The sequence below is a fragment of the Nostoc sp. C96 genome, assembly GCF_059384975.1.
Genome location: NZ_CM182020.1, coordinates 4,325,298 through 4,345,137, shown reverse-complemented (window position 1 = coordinate 4,345,137; position 19,840 = coordinate 4,325,298). Strand labels below are relative to the sequence as shown.

At 41.2% G+C, this 19,840-nt stretch carries 11 protein-coding genes and 3 tRNA genes; 6 read left to right on the top strand and 8 right to left on the bottom strand.

What is annotated here, in order from left to right; translation table 11 throughout:
* Positions 1-28 precede the first annotated feature (28 nt).
* The 3 genes from AC504W_RS18530 to AC504W_RS18520 form a co-directional block, all read right to left on the bottom strand.
* Positions 29-364 carry a XisI protein gene (locus tag AC504W_RS18530; protein WP_494873715.1) on the bottom strand — a complete coding sequence of 112 codons (336 nt, stop codon included), beginning with the start codon at positions 362-364 and terminating at the stop codon, positions 29-31.
* Positions 352-771, bottom strand: a complete 420-nt coding sequence (locus AC504W_RS18525) for a XisH family protein (RefSeq protein WP_494873714.1) — start codon at positions 769-771, stop codon at positions 352-354. The genes AC504W_RS18530 and AC504W_RS18525 overlap by 13 nt, the downstream gene beginning before the upstream one ends.
* 64 nt (positions 772-835) lie before the next feature.
* Positions 836-3,151, bottom strand: coding sequence for a tetratricopeptide repeat protein (locus AC504W_RS18520; protein WP_494873713.1), 2,316 nt, complete (start codon positions 3,149-3,151; stop codon positions 836-838).
* 280 nt (positions 3,152-3,431) lie between these two features.
* Here AC504W_RS18520 and AC504W_RS18515 point away from each other — a divergent pair, with 280 nt between their 5' ends.
* On the top strand, positions 3,432-4,277 hold the full coding sequence (locus AC504W_RS18515; protein ID WP_494873712.1) for a peptidoglycan-binding domain-containing protein: 846 nt from the start codon (positions 3,432-3,434) through the stop codon (positions 4,275-4,277).
* 58 nt (positions 4,278-4,335) lie between these two features.
* Complete coding sequence (locus tag AC504W_RS18510) at positions 4,336-4,482, top strand: hypothetical protein (protein ID WP_494873711.1); 147 nt, start codon at positions 4,336-4,338, stop codon at positions 4,480-4,482.
* A 103-nt stretch (positions 4,483-4,585) separates the two neighbouring features.
* On the opposite strand, the gene AC504W_RS18505 is transcribed toward AC504W_RS18510, so the two are convergent.
* From AC504W_RS18505 to AC504W_RS18490, 4 genes are all read right to left on the bottom strand, one after another.
* Positions 4,586-6,187, bottom strand: coding sequence for a TROVE domain-containing protein (locus tag AC504W_RS18505; protein ID WP_494873709.1), 1,602 nt, complete (start codon positions 6,185-6,187; stop codon positions 4,586-4,588).
* 37 nt (positions 6,188-6,224) lie between these two features.
* Positions 6,225-6,348, bottom strand: a tRNA-OTHER gene (locus AC504W_RS18500).
* A 72-nt stretch (positions 6,349-6,420) separates the two neighbouring features.
* Positions 6,421-6,544: transfer RNA gene (locus AC504W_RS18495), tRNA-OTHER, on the bottom strand.
* Between the two features lie 41 nt (positions 6,545-6,585).
* A tRNA-Met gene (locus AC504W_RS18490) sits at positions 6,586-6,715 on the bottom strand.
* A 548-nt stretch (positions 6,716-7,263) separates the two neighbouring features.
* On the opposite strand from AC504W_RS18490, the gene AC504W_RS18485 reads away from it, so the two are divergent.
* Positions 7,264-7,995 (top strand): hypothetical protein, encoded by a 732-nt coding sequence (locus tag AC504W_RS18485; protein WP_494873708.1) that lies wholly within the window; start codon positions 7,264-7,266, stop codon positions 7,993-7,995.
* Positions 7,996-8,105: 110 nt separating this feature from the next.
* Here AC504W_RS18485 and AC504W_RS18480 read toward each other — a convergent pair whose 3' ends face one another.
* Entirely contained in the window at positions 8,106-9,230 is a 1,125-nt protein-coding gene (locus AC504W_RS18480; protein ID WP_494873707.1) for a quinone-dependent dihydroorotate dehydrogenase, read from the bottom strand.
* 170 nt (positions 9,231-9,400) lie between these two features.
* Between AC504W_RS18480 and AC504W_RS18475 the strand changes: the two genes are divergently transcribed.
* The 3 genes from AC504W_RS18475 (at position 9,401) to AC504W_RS18465 (ending at position 19,730) form a co-directional block, all read left to right on the top strand.
* Positions 9,401-12,265: a GAF domain-containing protein gene (locus tag AC504W_RS18475; RefSeq protein ID WP_494878694.1), complete on the top strand. Its 2,865-nt coding sequence runs from the start codon at positions 9,401-9,403 to the stop codon at positions 12,263-12,265.
* A 123-nt stretch (positions 12,266-12,388) separates the two neighbouring features.
* On the top strand, positions 12,389-13,276 hold the full coding sequence (locus AC504W_RS18470) for an alpha/beta fold hydrolase (RefSeq protein ID WP_494873706.1): 888 nt from the start codon (positions 12,389-12,391) through the stop codon (positions 13,274-13,276).
* Between the two features lie 595 nt (positions 13,277-13,871).
* Complete coding sequence (locus tag AC504W_RS18465; RefSeq protein WP_494873704.1) at positions 13,872-19,730, top strand: trifunctional serine/threonine-protein kinase/ATP-binding protein/sensor histidine kinase; 5,859 nt, start codon at positions 13,872-13,874, stop codon at positions 19,728-19,730.
* Positions 19,731-19,840: the final 110 nt, after the last annotated feature.

The window sequence follows — 19,840 nt, the reverse complement described above, 5'->3', positions numbered from 1 at the left end:
AAATTTGTAAAATTCAAAAATCAATATTTTAGCCTACAGCATAATTAGTAAACTGACGCATATAAGGCGAATGAAAACCTAAAACAATATCCTGCTTCGGCACACCCATCTCTACTAAATCAGCAGCAATATCATCTTCTGTACCATTCCATTGCAGCCAAATTTTTTCATTTTTAATATCTAAATGTATGACAGGCCCATAAACGCGCCTTCGATTGCGCCAACCAACATAAAAAAGCTGATAATGGTCGTGTTCAGTATCAAAAATCAGTTGTACTTCTACATTATCTTCCCCTAAATCTCGCGCTGCATATTCTTTGAGTAATCTTTGGATATGCTGTCGATAGATATCTAGCTTTGCCATAGCACAACCTCTTTTTTTTCGTCATCAAAAATCAATAAATTGACTTGACTACGTTGAATGACTGCCTGCACAAATGGCTGTGTCAAAAACTCATCATAGATGAGCCACGGTACTGCTAAGTATAAAGTTTGTTCATAGCCAAAATCTGCTAAAGCATAACGATAGTTAATATACTGACCTATAGCTAAATGGAATTCAGCCATCGCAGAAGCACCTAAAAAACTTTTGACTTCAACTGCAATTTTCTGACCATCACGTTCAGCTGCAACCAGTTTTTCTGCTCCCAAGTCTATATATAGTTTAGTTGTAGAGCTAATCCGAATGCGGAGAGGATCATGTGTAATTATCCATCCATCTTTTTGCAGGGCTATTTTAACTGTATCGTGAAATTTATCTTTGGCTGACATCCCACGCTAATTGTCGCTTTTATGGGTATTTTAGCATTTTTGGAACTGCAATTATTGATGAATATTAATTCAGCAATAACTGCATTTCTTCGACATCTTTGAGCATACCTAAATGTTCAAAAGCATCCATCGCTTCTCTAGCAAATTTATCAGCTTGATCCGCACTACCCCATTTTTTTTCCCATTTAGCCTGAGAGCGTTGATAGCGGGCTAGACGGCGCTTATTTTTGCTGCTGTCAGCCACAATGATGCCTTTAGTTAATAACTGTTGAGATCCATCGCGATCGCCTTGATCAATTGCAATATCCGCCAGCCAATTTTGAGCCGAATTAATTACTCGATACCAGTTAATTTTTTTAGCACATTCCATCACTTCTTGGAAAAGCATTTTCGCTTCGGAATATTTATTTTCCTTGTGTAAGATAACTGCTCGATGATAAAGTACAGGAATGTAATAACGGATATGTTTCTGCTCAATTAAATTCGCTTGAGTTACTAACCTTTGTTCTATATTCAGCCATTTACGTGCTTCTACATAATTTTTTTGTCTGATTTTGAGCCTAGCGATATTTTCAGCTAAGTCAGCTTGATCGCATAAATCTGCATGGTCGCGTAACACCCATGCCCTTTGCAACATCTCTTCAGCTTCTTGAAGACTCTTCTCGGAACATTCCCGAATTAATAGCCAAGTTTTGCGGATGATGAATTTCACCATAAATGACCATTCACCCCGTCTTTCTGATTGTTCCACAAGCCATTGCCACCAATCTAGGCGATCGTCCCAATAAGCATAGAGATTAGCGTAGTGGTTCAACAGCAGACCTAGATCTCTCACTTCTTCATAGTGGTCTTGGTCTCGACACCAATAAAGCACAGCCCGTAAATTTACCTCTTCTACTTCTAGCCTTTCGTAATGTTTCGATTTTTCCCAATCTTCGCCAGCGTAACTATTAGCAAAATCTAAATACCACCTTACCCAACGCCGCCGCGCCTCTCTTGCAAAATCTGGGTTAGCAGCTAACTCGGCCAAAGCATACTCACGAGTCAGAGATAACATTTCATATCGCTTCGTCTCTGGATTTTGATTGACTAAGGAAAGTTGCTGCAAAAGTGCTAAACCATCGTTATTAGAATCAGGTGAATTTGTTAACCCAGCCACCTCAGCCACAGCAGCTTGAGTCGGAGAGTTAGGAAAAATTGCCAGCGACATCAGCAACTTATGGGCTGGTTGTCCAGCAATTCCTTGCACCGATTGTTCAAAGCAAAAACGAGCGACATCACCACTAGCGTTGGTTAGCTTTGCCATTACTGAACTCAGAAAATAACCACTCGATATTTGACCAAGGGCGTAGACAATTGCTAGAGGAATCCCACCAGTGCGTTTGTAGAGTAATTGAGATTCTTGATCATTGATAGTTATACCTTTTTCTCCCGCTTGTTGCTGAATTAGCTGCATTCCATCTTCTACGGTCAAGTTTTGCAGGCTAATTGGTAGTAGCGCAATTCGCTCGCGAGTAGTAATCACCACTTTGACACAAATCGGCAGATTATAAAGGAACTCGATCACCCCACTTCTATCTTCTATCGTCTCCATATTGTCCACAATCAATAATGTGCGCTGTCTAGAGAGAATTTGGCGTACACGGTCAGATTGATCATTAGGAGGAGATTGAATAATTGTCGGGTCGCCAAGTGCATTACCAATCTCTCGAAAAATTTCTCGCAGATTACGCTGTCCTTGCTGGCGTTGCAAAATTCCGTGGGGAATGAGTTCTTGTTGTTTTGCAGAAGTGAAAATAATCGCATTAAATTTAGATGCGATATTCAAATTTTCACGACTAGCTTTTAAACAGATATAAGCTGCTGCTAAAACTAACGCTGTTTTACCTACACCACCAATACCATGTACTGTAATCATGTGAGCGCCATGTTCTGGGGAAAGACGCTCTAATAAAATTTTCATATCTGCCTCACGCCCAATAAATTCTGTGTAGGTTGGCGATGGCAGATTATTAATAATTGCCAGAGGATGTTTAGAAGATGGTTCTATACCTTTGCGATAACCATGTTTTTCTAAAATGTAAACTAGATTCTTTGCTCTTACAGTCTTGTTAGACTCTTCTGTCAACGTTTCAATATCTCGATAGATATTACTTAATCCTGCTCTGACAACAGCATTATTTTTATGTAAATATTTACCAAGTTCTTTTAAGCTATATCCACAAAGTAACCCTAATAATAAGTCTTTTTTAGTATTTTGCCTGTAGCGATTTTTGGTTCGAGCTTCTAAGTCAGTCAGTAGACAGTCTATTTCCCAATCTTTAGTAAGCTTTCGATGCCATGCTTTAGACAGATTCCCACTTTGTGAAGTCGCTGACATAAATATCACCCTATAACTCTGTCAACAATGTCTTAATAGCAACATTGTATATAATCATATCCGGAATGATTATACATAAGTAATTTTAGCAACATTATCAAAACAATAATCTAACAAATGGCCAACATTTTTTTAACATTCTACCTTTTGAATTTACCAAGTTTTATTAAGATTATGAATACTTGGTCAATATAGGAACTGGGAATATTAAAAATATTTCTCATAAATGAAAAGACTATCTTGACGATCATTGTGACATCTTAATAAAGAGGTATTTTGCATGGAGAGAATATTGAATTCCTTAAGTCTGTTACTTGGCATCAAACCAGACAGACTATATTTTCCTCAAGAAAAGCAAGTTTGTGTCTTTAATAAACGTCCGATACTTTATCGAGACTTTAGCCCCAGGTCTGTGCAGGAATCAATCAACGAACTGCAAGAACTATTAAAAATTCAGGGTTTAGAGATAGAAATCACTGGTAGATTTGATTTGCAGACTGATGCAGCAGTCAAAGAATTTCAGACAAGCAATCATCTTGTTTCAGATGGAGTAGTTGGCCCTTTGACTTGGGCTTGTTTGTTATATCCCAAGCTTTACCGTGGTCAGAAAAAGAATTTATCTGAATTGAGAGATGCAGTCGAAGAACTCCAAAATATTCTCTACAAAGAAGAATTTTTGAAGAAACAACCCAATGGCTATTTTGACTGGGAAACTGAAAGGGCTGTGAAACGTTTCCAGAGGGTTTATGGCTTAAAGACTGATGGTATTGTTGGGGCGGCAACTTGGGCAGTTTTATTGGGAATGCGACAAAAAATTGACAAAAGCTTTCCGCAGTTAGTTTATTTTTTGTCACCTCAATCTTGGTTTATGTGGCAACAATTTTTGATGATTTGTTTTATTTTGCTGGGAATTTACTATAGCCCCATACCAGGAGAAACACCAAAACTAAGTACAGCTTTAGCAACAGCCTATGGCTTGACTTGTATTGTGCCGTTTTTAATTGAGTGTTTACCACTAAAGCAACCACAAACCAAGAAATTCCCACTCTTGGAATATGCGCCTTATGTATTAACAGGCTTTTTTTGGAAACCAATTGTGAATTTTTTAGGAACGTTGTTCAATTAATCAGTCAGTAGACTAGTTGCACAAATCTTGATTTTTAACTTGTGGAGCAAGAGTCTTGATGCAAGAAGTCTATAAAAATGATCAGCGATCGCCAAAAACTAAACCTGCCGAAGCGGGTTTTTTAATTAAATTATGTGAATGGATAAAGGCGGGTGCAGGAATTGAACCCGCTAGTCCCGGAGATGGTGGAGACGTTATCCGATAACCCTACATTCTTCGTCCCCAAAGGGCAAGTTGCGAATAAGGGAAACCCGCCATGAAGTGTGAAGTGTGAAGTGTAAAATTTTACACTTCATACTTTAGCCTTTCTACAACTCGCCTGTTGCCAGCATTTGGATGATGCGAGGTGTTCCAGGGTCAAATCCTGCTAAATCCCAAGACAGTGGATCTTTGGGATCTACCAAGGTGATGCGGTATGGTGTCAGGGTGACGTACACAGCCTTAACATCTGGATTCACTTTTTTGCGGTACTCCTGCAAGGCTTGGCTAGGATGCTTGTATCCAGCCCAGCTTTCTGAGTCAGTCCAGAAGCAGACTACATCAGCTTTGAACTTATTTTTAATCATCCACTCGTAAGCAACAGAGGCATCTGTACCACCAAAGTTTTGATTGCTGGCTTTACGCACCGCCGAACTAAAACTATCTTTAGCGGTGATATCTAAATCCCGGAACTCGTTAGCAAAACCGCGAATCATGTAGTTTTTCTCGGCTTTGGCTGTGACGAGTGCCATTGTGGTAGCAACTTCACAGCAACTTAGTCCCATGTCTGCAACTAAGCTACCCATCGAACCGGAAACGTCGACGGCGTGCATGAAAACTTTGCCTGTAGGTTCTACCACATCAAAAGACAATTCAACAGCTTTTTCTAAGATGTCTACGATGCGGGGAACTGGAGTCCAAGTTTTCTTACTACGTCCTAGTCTTCCCCCAGACTCGTAAGTTTTGAGGGCTTTCAAAACATCAATGGGGTGAATGCGACCTTTACGCAGATGTTCTTTGTTGTTGAGAACTCCTTCGACGCGCTCCAAGTTGGCACTTTCGTCAGCACGTAATACGTCCAGTTCAGTTAATGAACCGAGGTTACGCAGCATTGCACCGATGGGCATTTCTTGAAATAGCAACTGCCAAGCTTGCTTATCCATATTGCCCACGGGTGCAGCCATTTCGTGAGTTAAGCGTCCTTGCAAAATGGCTTCGTGGGTTTGCCAAGGGTTGCGCTTTAGCCATTCATACCACCAAATCTGTGCCAAAGCTTGTGAGGGTATCTCTGTGGGCAATTCCTCCCAACCTCTGACAACCCATTCAAATAATTGACGGTGGTTTTCTGTAGGTGGTTTGACGTGAAATAAACGCAAAGCATCGCGGTGGGTAAAGCCTTGGCGTTGTTGATATTTCAACAATTGATAAGCCAAACCTTTTACATCTTCCCGTGACAGCCAGGTTTTCCCAGCTTCCCGCACAACTTTACCGAAGCCGCGCAGAGATTTGGTGTAGTTCAGCCATTCGTAGAAGTGGCTACCTGTGCGAACAACTTGGGGGAAGATTTCAGCAAAAGCCTTTTTTGCTTCGCCTGTTTCACCCATCGACAGTAACACTAAAGCAAGGATAGGTGCGCTGTTATTAATAGCGCGTCCATCGCTGGCATAAAGAATTTCTTCTGCTACACGGCTGGGATTTTCAGCAACAGCTTGGTTGACAACTGCTACAAAGTCTTCAGTTAATTCTGGTTTACCAGCATAGTAGGTGCTTTGGGCTGTCCCAACTAACAGACAGCGCCGCAGCATCTTCCATAGGCCAGCGTCAAACATCCAACCACCGGAACGGCCTTTGATCATCTCGGCTTCCCGTCCAGGGATAGGCTGAGTTTGTGGTGTGCTGGTTTTATTTCTGGTGAAGAAGTTGTAGTTCATGGTTTCATCTCCCAGCCCTTGCGGGCAAAAATAAAAGGTGGCAGGGCAGGATTTGAACCTGCGACATCCCGCGTGGAAGGCGATAACCCTCATTCTTCGGCCTGTGCAGGCAAGGGGTGAACAAGGATGTTTAGGCGCTCTACCAACTGAGCTACCTGCCACATGAAAATATGTAATTGTGTCTCACGCAGAGGCGCAGAGGCGCAGAGACGCAAAGAAGAAAGCAAGAGTTTTGGGTGGCGGAGCAGGATTTGAACCTGCGACCTCTCGAACCCTAATCGATAACCCTCAATTCTTCGGCCTTTGCAGGCAAGGAGTGAATAAGGGTAAAGCGCTCTACCTCTGAGCTACCCACCACATAAAAATTTTGGATTTTGGATTAAATTTAAAATGAAAATTGGTGTGGCAGGATAGGAATCGAACCTACAACCCTCCCGATTATGAGTCGATAACCCTCATTCTTCGGCCTTTGCAGGCAAGGAGTGAACAAAGATGTTTTTGGCGCTCTACCATTGAGCTACCTGCCACATAAGAATTATTTTTAACTCAGCACTTTGTTAGGGTGTAGCGGAGCAGGATTTTCACCTGCACCTCCAGAATTTTGTCTCAAGGATGTTTTAAGTTATTTGCGATAACCCTCGATGTGTCGGCCTTTGCAGGCAAGGCTGGCGCTCTGGTATTTGAGCTATCCGCTACGGTTTTTGGCTAACTCCTTTGGGAAAATCAGCTTGTAGCATTAATGTAGTATGTATGATTTTGAATGTCAAGGGGAAGAGAGGTAGATATTTTTAAACGCAGAGGGACGAGGAGTGGCGCGGAGGTTGAAGGAATTTGAGTAGGGAAATATTTCTTAATGTTTATGTAAAAATTTTGTTTTTGTTGAAGAGATTTTGGGAGGGAAAATATTTTTGCCTGTTTTTGCCGAAAATCTAGATTGGTTGGGTGTTAATTGGTTCAGATGAGCGATCGCCTTTCTGCACTTTTCCGTGATTTTGCCAAAAGATACAAAAACACGTCCCAATTTTTGCCAATATAATATATTATTTCCCAAAAAAATTCGCTTGGCAAAAATCGGCATGAGTGAAAAAACAATGGAAAGTGGCGGGAAGGGTTTTCTCGTTCTACTTTTGCCAATATCGTTTTTAATAATTTTCCTGGTTTCTACCTGGAGATTTTTGCTGGCGCTGGTTGTTTTGATTATTGGTTTCAATATCTGGCAACAATATCAATGGCAACAATGGTGTCAGCGAGTTAACCCGGTTTTCCATCAGTTAGTTCGGGAAAACCAGGGAAAAATTACACCAATGGACTTGGCAATGCGGGGTAGTTTTCCTGGCCCAACAGCAAAACGCTACCTGGATGGCAAAGCTTCAGAGTTTGGTGCAAGTATAGTCAATGCTGGTTCAGGCAATGAAGTTTATTACTTTATTACTGCCAGTATTTTGGGTAATATTCTTGACAGTAGCGAGCCTGTCAAAACTTTGTCTGCTCAACCTGTAACAACGGCTGCGCGATCGCTTTTAGCACCGCCAGCACCTCAAGCAGTAGTAGCAGAATTAGAACCAGAGGTTGAATTAGCACCGTCTGAAACTCATACAGAAGCAAAACCAAATTTAGCAAAACAGTTAATTTTTGGCTCTCTGATTCAATCGGAATTAGCAAAACGCTTGAATGTTTATTCCAGCACTGTCTACAAACGGCGCAATGATCCAGAGTTTCCCGAATGGACTCGCAGCCGTGATCCTGATGGTATAGCTTGGAGTTTTTCGGAAAAAACAAAAGAGTTCTTTCCCTTAGAAGAGTCATGAATGAAGTATGAAGTGGGAAGTATGAAGTATGAAATATAAATTTCATTCTTTGGCCTAGCCTATCGCAAGCTACTACGCATCTATACTTTTCAGACTTCATACTTTAGTCTTCATACTTTCAAACCAACTGCTTCGGTGATGGAATTTAATTTGTTTTGTTCTAACTTGGTTAGCAAACCATTCAAAATTCGGCTTACCATCATTGGGCCTTCATAAATCCAGCCTGTATAAACTTGGATTAGGCTGGCTCCCGCAGTAATTTTTTCCCAAGCGTCTTCTGGGGAAAATATGCCACCAACCCCGATAATGGGAATTTGTCCTTGGGTTTGCTGCCAAATAAACTTAATTACTTCTGTGGAGCGATCGCGCAATGGCGCACCACTAATTCCGCCAGCTTCATCTTGCGGAGGTTTCCCAGTTGGATGAATTAGCTTGGTTTTCAAGCCATCACGGTTGATTGTGGTGTTTGTGGCAATAATTCCTGCTAGTTGGTAGGTTTTAGCCAAGCCAATAATATCGGCGATCGCTTCCAATTCTAAATCAGGGGCTATTTTGACAAATACTGGTTTTTGTGTAGTGTTATCTGTTTGTAGTACGTCCAAGATAGAACTGAGCATAGCGGCATCTTGGAGCGATCGCAATCCTGGTGTATTGGGTGAAGATACATTCACCACAAAATAATCGCCCAACTCTTTCAGCAGCCGAAAACTATTGAGATAATCTGCGGCGGCAGCTTCTAACGGGGTAATTTTCGATTTGCCTAGATTTATACCGATGGGTATTGTATGAGTAAAATCTTTTTGTGCTGCTAACCGAGCAGCCATCACTGCTGCACCTTGATTATTAAAACCCATCCGGTTAAGAACAGCTTGATCTAAAGGCAAACGAAATAATCGGGGTTGAGGATTCCCTGGTTGGGGGTGAAAAGTCACAGTTCCCAACTCAGCGAAGCCAAAACCAAAGTTAGACCAAATTTTTGCCCCTACCCCATCCTTATCAAAACCAGCTGCCAAACCCAGAGGGTTCGGGAAATTTAGTCCAAACAAATTTTGTTCCAGACGGCGATCGCACACACATAAAGACTGCTGTAAGCTGTGATTGATCAAGTCAGCAGGAGTATTATTTGCTTGTGATAACCAACTTAAACTGCGAATAGCTTGATGATGTAGCCACTCTGCATCCGTTTTCAGCACGTTGAACAGTAGTGGACGAAGTGCAGCTTGATAAATATCCATGTGAAGAAGGGAAATGGCGATTAGGGATAAGAGATTACAAAATTACCATTGAGCATTGACTGTTGACCATTGACTCTTGACCCATAACTTTAATTTTGGCTAAACATATATAACTCAGGCGGCTTTTCTGGGCATCTTATATATAAAAAGCGATGTTCACGAAAAATACAATGGGGCAGCCACAAAAACCAATAGCCGCCGAACAAACAATCATTGCTTTGGGACGCGTTCTCCAAACGCTCAGGGAAGAGGATAATGTTGATGTTTTGATTGATACTACTATTTCTTATATTAGAGAACAGTTTGACTACAATCTGGTTTGGATTGCTTTATATGATCTGCCAAAACATACCTTAATTGGTAAAGGTGGTGTTGCACCTGATGGTGATACCAAATTTTTACGCAAACAGGTAACATTAAATCCTGGCGGCCTTTTAGAACAGGTAGTAATTGAACAGCGCCCCTTGGGTGTTGCCGATTTGCGCCTGGAACCTCGTGCAGCAGAATGGCAAGAAATTGGCAAAAAATTTAATATTCAGGGAACGATTGTTTTACCTATTCGCTATAGAGACCGTTTTTTAGGTTTATTATTATTTGGTTCGGAACGTTGGGGATATTTGTTACCAGGTGATGCCAAAGCTCGTTTATTAATGGTATTAGGCGAACTGGGAGCAGTGCTTTATCAAAATGAACTGAATTTGCAGCAACAGCAAACAAAGCATCTCGATGAGCCAATATTACACTTATTAGAAAATTTACGTACTCTCAATAATTTAGACCAAAAGCTGAAAGCAGTTGTCCAAACAACACATCAATTTGTCTCCCCTAGTAAGACAAATATTTATTGGTTTGAGCGCCAAGGGCGTTATTTTTGGTGTCGGATGAGCAATCAACTAGCCAACATCAATCGCCAAGACAACAAACAGCAAATAGCTGCGGGGATGACGGTACAGGATTTAAGCGAGTTTTATTATGCTTTGTCAGTTAATCAAATTGTCTGGATTGGCGATGAGCGTAGTTCTTTGAAAAGTCATTTTACTGCCAAAGTGTTGCAACGTTTACAAGTGCGATCGCTATTAGCAGCACCTATCCTCTGGCAAAAAGAACTCTTGGGGTTTCTGGCGGTGGAGGCCAATGAACCGCGAATCTGGACAGAAGCGGACAAAAATTTTGTCCAAAGTGCCGCGGGACTAATTTCTTTAGTTGCGCCTACCGAAACGATGGACACCACCATCAAGCAAATTCAAGATGATGCTCAATTAACTAGCCAAGTTGCTCAAGCTATTTATCACGAAGATGACCTGCAAGCAACTTTACGCAACTGTGCGACTAAAGTTTTAAACCGCTTCGCCGCCACGCGCTTTTTCCTCTTACAGTACAACCCTGATTTGCATAGTTATCAAATTATTTTTCAAAGCCAAGTCCAAAATCGCCGTCCGTTGACAGTTACCTTCAATGCGCTCAAAGATATGGATGAGCAGATGTTGAAGTCAGCCAAAACGGCAGTAGAAGTGCAGAATATAGAAGAAGATTTGCGGTTTTTTAATTGGCGACCTTTGTTATTAGAGCATGGAACGCGATCGCTGTTGGTTTGTAACTGCACTCAAGGTCATACACCCAGCGCACTTTTAGTAATTACCCATGAAACTAATCGTAGTTGGGCCAGCTTAGAAAAGGAATTGTTATGGGCTGTCGGTCAACAGATTGGTGTAATTATCCGCCAGTGGCAACTACAAACAGATACTAAACAACAGCAGCAAATTCTCTCTAGTATTCAAAAATGCTTACGTATTCTTGAAAAAGCCCAAAGTGACACAACAGAGTCGGGGGCAAAACATCTAGAACACATAGCCATCGAACAAATCGCCACTGTTCTCAATTCTCCTTTAGCTGTGCTGTTATCTTGGTCGCCTGGGGATAATTTTGCGGAAATTATTCCTAGCGTCATTCACGATAATCGATTTGGGCTTGTGCCAGACAATCCTGTCCCCATCCAGACTGAAGCTATAATTCAGTGGGCATTAACCAAAGATGATTATGTGTGTGTGTATGCTGATGATTTACCACCAGAAACCAGAAAATGGTTAAATGGTCAAGGCATTGGTCAAGTTTTAGCGATCGCACTCCGCACTAGCGCTGATTATGCACCCACAGGTGTAGTATTAGTTGCAGATCGTCGAGAACGATATTGGACAGAACAAAGCCTGAATGCAACAGAAACACTAGTCACTCAATTAGCTTGGTCGCGTCGTCAACAACAAATCACCAAACTATTAGAGTCCACAAATCAAGAATTGCAACAACTCAATTGGTATAAACATCGTCGCCTAGAGGAAATTCAAAGAACAGCAACACAGTTATTAAGCCAGATTGAAGATTTGGGTATTCCCAGCAATGAACTGACACAAACGCGCTATAAACTATTGCTGCGACAATTAGACCATGCAACAGCAGCCATGACCGCCTTAGTTAAACTTGAGCAATGGCAATTGCATCATAGTTCTGAAACTATGCCCATAGCCACTTTAATGAAGCGATCGCTAGAACGAGTCGAACATCTACTCAAACAACGCCAACTGTGGGCAGGGGTACATGGTTTAGGACAATCGGCTACAGATACAGATTCTGGTAACAGTGGGATATTCCTCAAAGGATTGCAACCTTCGAGCTATCCATCATCGTTAGCGATCGCTGGCGATATCGTCAAATTTGAATTAGTTTTGTATGAATTATTAGTTGTAGCTTGTAACCGTTCTCTCAGTGGCGGCAGAATTGATATCTGGTGTCGCCGCTTAGAGGAAAGATTGCTAGAACTGTCAATTACAGATCATGGCATGATTGAACCGCACCTGTTGGCAGCACTGCAAAATCAGATACCCAAAGATGTATTAGCCACTTCCTACCTCAACCAACCACCGGTTTTACACCTGCTGATTTGCCAACAACTCATGCAGCAGTTGGGTGGCGAGCTACATTTTTATCAGTTACCAGATCATCGGGTTGTTAGTCGCTTGGTGTTACCTTTAGCTGAGTGAAGAAGGTAGGAGTTAAATTTTCCCAACCCTTACACCCATTCTTCACCAACAACCTTTGTGCGTCAGTCTTGTCTTATTCCAGCTACATTAAATTCAAATGGATTCAATTGTGGATGGATCAAGATGAAAACGAAGCATCAATTTTCATTTGAGTGGAATCAAAAGCGTTATGCGATCGCTTACGATACGATAGGTCAGGGTAAACCCGTCTTGCTCCTACCCGCATTTAGTACTGTTTCCAGCCGTTACGAAATGAAGGGGATTGCCGAGGGAATTGCCAATCGCTACCAAGCCATTACACTCGATTGGTTAGGATTTGGTGAATCCGATCGCCCGGCTATAAATTATCAACCTGCACTATTGCAGCAGATGCTTGAGGCGTTTGTCCAACAGACTTTCTCAGAACCTGTGGCGGTAATTGCGGCTGGTCATACGGCGGGTTATGTCTTGCAACTGGCTCAACAACAACCCCAGGCTTGCTCTGGCATTGTTTTAGTTGCTCCCACCTGGCGCGGCCCTTTACCAACAATGGGCGTACCCAAACCAGTAGCAGCAGCAGTCAGACAACTAGTCAGATTCCCGATTGTGGGTCAAGCGCTTTATCAAGCAAATACAACCAAGGGCTTTCTGCGTCTCATGTATGGAAGGCATGTTTATGCAGATCAGTCACGCCTAACTCCAGAGTTTATTGAGCAGAAGCAGCAAATTACTCGACAGTCTGGGGCGCGATTTGCCCCAGCGGCGTTTGTCACCGGTGGACTTGATCCAGTGAGCGATCGCCAGGAATTCATCACACTACTGCGATCGTCTCCTGTGCCTGTGCTGGTCATCTTAGCAGAACAAGCTCCGCCCTATTCCAAACAAGAAATGGCAGCGATGGCAGCATTACCAGACATTCAATCACTGACACTTCCTGGCACATTGGGAATGTATGAAGAGTATGCCACTGAAGTTACAGAAGCCGTATTGCCCTTTTTAAATGCCAAGACAAGTACAACCGTTGTACCTTAATCTGTGTACAAACCGGATTATTATCTCAGCACCAAAATATAGCAGGAGGCAGGAGGTAAAAGTCTTACTATGTCTGCCATTCATACTTTTTTAATGTCATCACCCATACTTCGACTGCTATAAGACTTCAAAGGATGTCTGAAAAGTATTAAATATTTCTCTTGCTCCCCCCTAGAGTATCGATTCACTAATCAAAAACCTAACTCCCCAGCCCTCTTCCCTAGTAGGGAAGAGGGTAGCTCAACTCTCCTCTCCGACACGGAGAGCCAGAGTGGTTTCATACAACCAGAGAAAAAAATAAATTTAGCTTTCAAAGCCTCTCCCACCGTGGGGGAGAGGTTTGGAGAGGGGTCAAAATCTCGGCTACACAACGAAAAAGCAAAACGTCTAGATTTTTCTTTTTTCGTATGAAACCACCCTGCTTTTTAAGAGTGATTTAGGGGGATCTACAAGTATTTAATACAACACCAAAAAATTTTCAGACATCCTCTGATTTCCAGAGAAATGAAATATTTTTGCTGTTAACAATACTTAAACCACGGGAATAATAGATGTATTAATTTCGCACTAAAAATTCTGTTCTGAGGTATGTACAATGATTATTCCTGTGGATGCAATGGCAGTCATTCCCGGTTACAACCTGACAGAACAACTCTATGCAGGGTCTAGAACTGTAGTCTACCGAGGTATTCGAGCCGCAGATCAACAACCTGTCGTCATCAAATTACTCAACCGCGAATATCCCACCTTTAGCGAACTCTTACAATTTCACAATCAGTACACAATTACGAAAAATCTAGATTTTTCTGGGATTGTTTGTCCTTTAGGTTTAGAAGTAGACCGTAATGGCTATGCCCTAGTCATGGAAGATTTCGGTGGTCTCTCTTTGCGAGAATATTTGAGAAATCAAAAGTTAGGCTTGCAGGAGTTTTTGATCATTGCGCTACAAATGTGCGATATCCTGCACTATCTTTATCAAAACCGTGTTATCCACAAAGATATCAAACCCGCCAATATTTTAATTAACCCAAAAACTCACGAAATTAAGCTTATAGATTTTAGTATTGCTTCGCTTCTGCCTAAAGAAACTCAAACTCTGATTAGCCCCAATATTTTAGAAGGAACCTTGGCTTATTTATCCCCCGAACAAACTGGACGGATGAATCGTGGGATTGATTATCGCAGTGATTTTTATTCTTTAGGAGTGACATTTTTTGAACTGTTAACCGGAGAATTACCTTTCAACTGTGAAGACTCGATGGAGTTGGTGCATTGTCATATTGCGAAAATACCACCTTCAGTTAACAGTGAACAGATTCCTCAAGTGTTGGATAATATTATCCAGAAACTGATGGCAAAAAATGCTGAAGACCGCTATCAGAGCGCGTTAGGGTTGAAACATGATTTAGAAATCTGCCTGTCGCAAATACAAGAAACCGGAAAGATTGTCAACTTTGAGATTGGTGAGTGGGATATTTGCGATCGCTTTATTATCCCCGAAAAATTATACGGTAGAGAAACTGAAGTACAGCAAATCCTAGCAGCATTTGAGCGCATCGCTAGTGTTCAAGAATCATCTAACTCCTGTAGCGAACTCGTTCTGGTTGCTGGTTTTTCGGGAATTGGCAAAACTGCTGTTGTTAACGAAGTCCATAAACCGATTGTCAGACAACGCAGTTATTTTATTAAAGGTAAATTTGACCAATTCAACCGGAATATTCCCTTTTCGGCTTTTGTCCAAGTCCTCAGCGATTTAATTGGGCAGTTATTAACCGAAACTGATCAGCAATTAAAACAATGGCAATATAAAATTCTCCAAGCTTTAGGAGACAATGCCCAGCTAATTATTGATATTATTCCCGACTTAGAAAAAATTATCAGTCAACAACCACCCGTACAAGAATTATTAGGGACGGCGGCTCAAAATCGGTTTAATTTATTATTACAAAAATTTATTCAAATATTTGCCACGCCAGAACATCCCTTAGTAATATTTTTAGATGATTTGCAATGGGCTGATTCGGCTTCTCTACAATTAATTAAATTATTAATGAGTGAGGTTAATAGTACTTATCTGCTATTAATTGGAGCTTATCGAGATAATGAAATATTTCCTGGACATCCTTTAATGTTGACATTAGAGGAAATTAATAAGATGAATGCCAGAGTTAATTCAATTAACTTACAACCTCTGAGTGAATTAAATTTAAATCAGTTAGTTGCTGATACTTTGGGTTGTAGAACAGAAGCATCTTTGCCACTGGCTCGTCTGGTATATCAAAAAACTCAAGGCAATCCATTTTTTAGCACACAATTTCTCAAATCATTACACCAAGATGGGCTGATTAACTTCAATTTTACCCAAGGGTTTTGGGAATGTGATATTGCTCAAATCAACCAGCGATCGCTCACCAATGATGTGGTCGAATTTATGGCGATTCAGTTACAAAAACTGCCAGCATCTACTCAAGAAATATTGCAATTAGCCGCTTGTATAGGTAATAAATTTAATTTAAAAACTTTAGGGATTGTTAATCAACAATCAGTTAAAGCAACTGCGGCGGATTTGTGGCAGGCATTACAAGCAGGATTAATCTTACCACAAAGTGAAATTTACAAATTTTATTTAGGACAAGAAAATCAAAATATCACTCATCAAAATGCTGAACTTGTTACCTACAAGTTTCTCCATGACCGTGTTCAGCAAGCAGCATATTCACTTATACCCGATGAGGCAAAGCAAGCCACTCATCTGCAAATAGGTAGACTTTTACTCCAAGACAGTTCTGATGAGCAAAAAGAAGAACACATCTTTGAAATTGTCAGTCAACTTAACTTAGGGCAAAGCTTAATTACCGACACAGCCGAAAAACTTTTACTCGCTGAGTGTAATCTCAAAGCCAGCCAAAAAGCACTAGTCGCCACTGCCTATACTAGTGCTTTTGACTATGCCACTAGTGGATTAGAGTTATTAGGTGAATCTGCATGGGATGAGTACTATTCGCTCACACTGCATCTGCACAACTTAGCGGCGGAAGCGGCTTATTTATCAGGCAATCTTGATGTGATGGAGCGTTATGCAATAGTGATTCAGCAACAGGCTCAAACCCTGACGGATACTGTCAAGATTGCCGAGGTCAAACTAGAAGCTTACACTAACCAAGGTCAATTTATTTTCGCCATTGAAATGGCATTAGATTTACTGAATCAGTTAGGCATTCATCTACCGAAACAGCCTGTACCCGAAGAAATTCCGGCAGCATTTCAAGCGATCGCACTGCAACTAAATGGGCGATCGGCGGCTGAGTTACTCCATCTCCCGCCAATGACTGATCCAACGGTTTTGGCTGCTATGCGGATTTTAGTTAAGGTTGGGGTTGCTGCTTACGCTTGCAATCCAGTATTGTTTCCGCTGGTGGCTTTGAAAAAAGTAGAACTATCACTCCAGTATGGTAATGCCAATACTTCTGTAATTGGTTATGTTTATTATGGGCTGTTGCTATGTGCCGTACTCGAAGATTTTTCCACAGGTTATGAGTTTGGACAACTAGCACTCAACCTCTGCGAACAATTGCATGAAAAAGAGTTTTACGGACGTACACTAGTCCTGGTCTATTTCTACATTACATTCTGCACACATCATACTCAAGAAACTCTAGCGCCCTTGCAGCAAGCCTACAGCTGTGGTTTAGAAGTTGGCGACTTAGTATTTGCAGGCTTTGGTGGGTTTACTTATTGCTTACATTCATATTTGACTGGACAGCCTTTAAATGAACTGATAAAAAACATGAATACATACAGTCACGGTATCCAGCAAATTGGTCAGCAAACAGCTTTGAACTTTATAAAATCCTATCAACAAACAGTTCTAAATTTACTGGGACAGGCAAATAATCCCATTGTCTTGACTGGCGCAGTAATGGACGAAGCCGTTATGTTGGAAACACTGCATCAAAGTGGCGATCAATCAGGACTGTGGTTTTTGTTAACTAACAAAGTTGGTTTATGTTTCTTGTTTGGGGAATATTCCCAGACTTTAGACGTAGCACAACAGGCTAAACAATACTTGGGAAGTGGCGCTGGTACATTTAATGTACCTCTGTTGTATTTTTATGAATCATTGGCACTGTTGGCAACATCAGGTGATGCAGAAATCATCGTAGCCAATCAGGAAATGCTTCAGAAAAGGGCGCTGGCTGCACCAATGAATTTTCAACATAAGTATGATCTAATTAAAGCCGAACAGCATCGAGTTTTAGATCAAAAACTGGAGGCGATGGAATTATACGATCGCGCTATTGCTGGCGCGAAAGCAAATGGCTACATTCAAGAAGAAGCTCTCGCCAACGAATTGGCGGCGAAGTTTTATCTTGAGTGGGGTAAAGAAACAGTCGCCCAAGCATATATGCAGCAAGCATATTACTGCTATGCTCATTGGGGTGCAAAAGCCAAAACAGATGATTTAGAAAAGAAATATCCCCAGATTCTGCAACACATTCTCCAACAACGAAGATTTAACCTGAATCTGCAAGAAACCATCAGCAACGCTACTATTGTTACCTACACCAGTCAAACTTCTACTTCTCATAGCACCAGCTTTTCTCAGAATCTGGACTTCAGCGCTATTTTAAAAGCTTCAAGGGCGTTATTGAGTGCAATTCAATTGGAGGAGTTGATTACAAATTTAATGCAAGTGCTATTACAAAATTCCGGGGCGCAGAAAATAGCACTTGTCTTACCAGATCAGGCGAATTGGGTTGTAGTATCTGTGACTACTATTGAGGATTTGGAACAGTCGGTCTTTTCACCCCATCCGCTTGATAGTAGTCATGATGTCCCCATCAAGATGATTTATGCAGTGAAACACACCTTGCAACCAATCATTATTCACGACATCACCAAAGAAACTACCTGGTTAGCAGATAGTTACATCCAGCAATATTTACCCAAGAGTGTTGTTTGTACTCCCATTGTCAATCAAGGTCAACTGATTGGTCTGTTGTATTTAGAAAATAGTTTAACAAGCGAAGTCTTTACTAGCGATCGCCTCGAAATTCTGGAATTAATATGCGCTCAAGCGGCGATTTCTCTAGAAAATGCCCGTCTGTATCGAGATGCTCAAAACTATGCTCAACAGTTAGAAGCATCTTTGGTGCAACAGCAAGCCAGCCAAGTTCAGTTCCGCAATCTCGCAGATAATATTCCTGGTGTAGTTTATCAGTTCCGGCTTGCGCCTGATGGGGCAATTTCTGTGCCTTATATTAGCTCTGGTTGTTATGAACTGTATGGGGTAGATCCAGAAGATGTTATGACAGGTAGACAAGCCCTACATACTCTACACCATCCAGAAGATGACCCAGTTGTTGCCCAAGCAATTGCTGAATCTGCCCAAAATATGACTCCGTTTGAGCAAGAATGGCGAATTCTCTTGCCTTCTGGAACTGTAAAATGGATTCAATCTAAAGCCCGACCGGAACTGCAAGCAGATGGTGCAATTATCTGGGATGGGGTAGTGATTGATGTAAGCGATGTCTACGACGAGCTACGCTTACGCAAACTTGCTGAAATCGCACTCAAACAAAAATCTCAAGAATTAGAACAAGCACTTTCTAATTTGCAACAAGCTCAATTACAAATGGTACAAAATGAAAAAATGTCTGCGTTGGGTAATTTAGTAGCAGGGGTAGCCCATGAAATGAATAACCCTCTGGGTTTTATTGTTGCCAGCCTCAAACAAGTTAAACCAACCCTTGCAGATATATTTGCACACTTAAAATTATATCAAGATATTTTTCCTGAAGCTCATACAGAAATTCTTGACCATGCCGCAGAAATAGACTTGGAATATACTTTAGAAGACTTACCCAAGGTAATTGATGCAATGGTAATAGCCTGCGAAAGATTAAAAAATATTAGCACTAGTCTTCGCACCTTCTCCCGTGCCGATAAAGATTACAAAGTGCCATTTAATATTCATCAAGGTATCGACAGCACAATTTTAATTCTCAAGCATCGCCTGAAAGCTAACGAACAACGTCCAGCCATAGAAGTAATTACAAATTACGGTGAAATCCCGCCAATAGATTGTTTTCCTGGACAATTAAATCAGGTATTTATGAATATTTTAGCGAATGCAATTGATGCTTTAGATGATTCGAATGGCGGGCGTGAATTTGCAGAAATCAAGTTAAATCCAAATACAATTACTATTAAAACTTTTATAGAAAACCGCCAGCTAAAAATATCAATTACCGATAATGGTAAAGGAATGACCGCAGAAATTAAATACAAGATTTTTGACCATTTATTTACTACCAAAGAAGTAGGTAAAGGTACAGGATTAGGATTAGCGATCGCCCGACAAATTATCGAAGAAAAACATGGCGGTAAAATCATTGTTAATTCTGTTGTGGGTGAAGGAACTGAATTTATAATTTCTCTACCCATAGCCTAATACCGTTTCACTTTAAGTTTGATACAAATAGACCGCAGGGGGCAGGGAGCAGGGGGAAAGAATGAAAAACCCATAAATTTGTATCATTTTTTTCGTGAAATGGTATAATG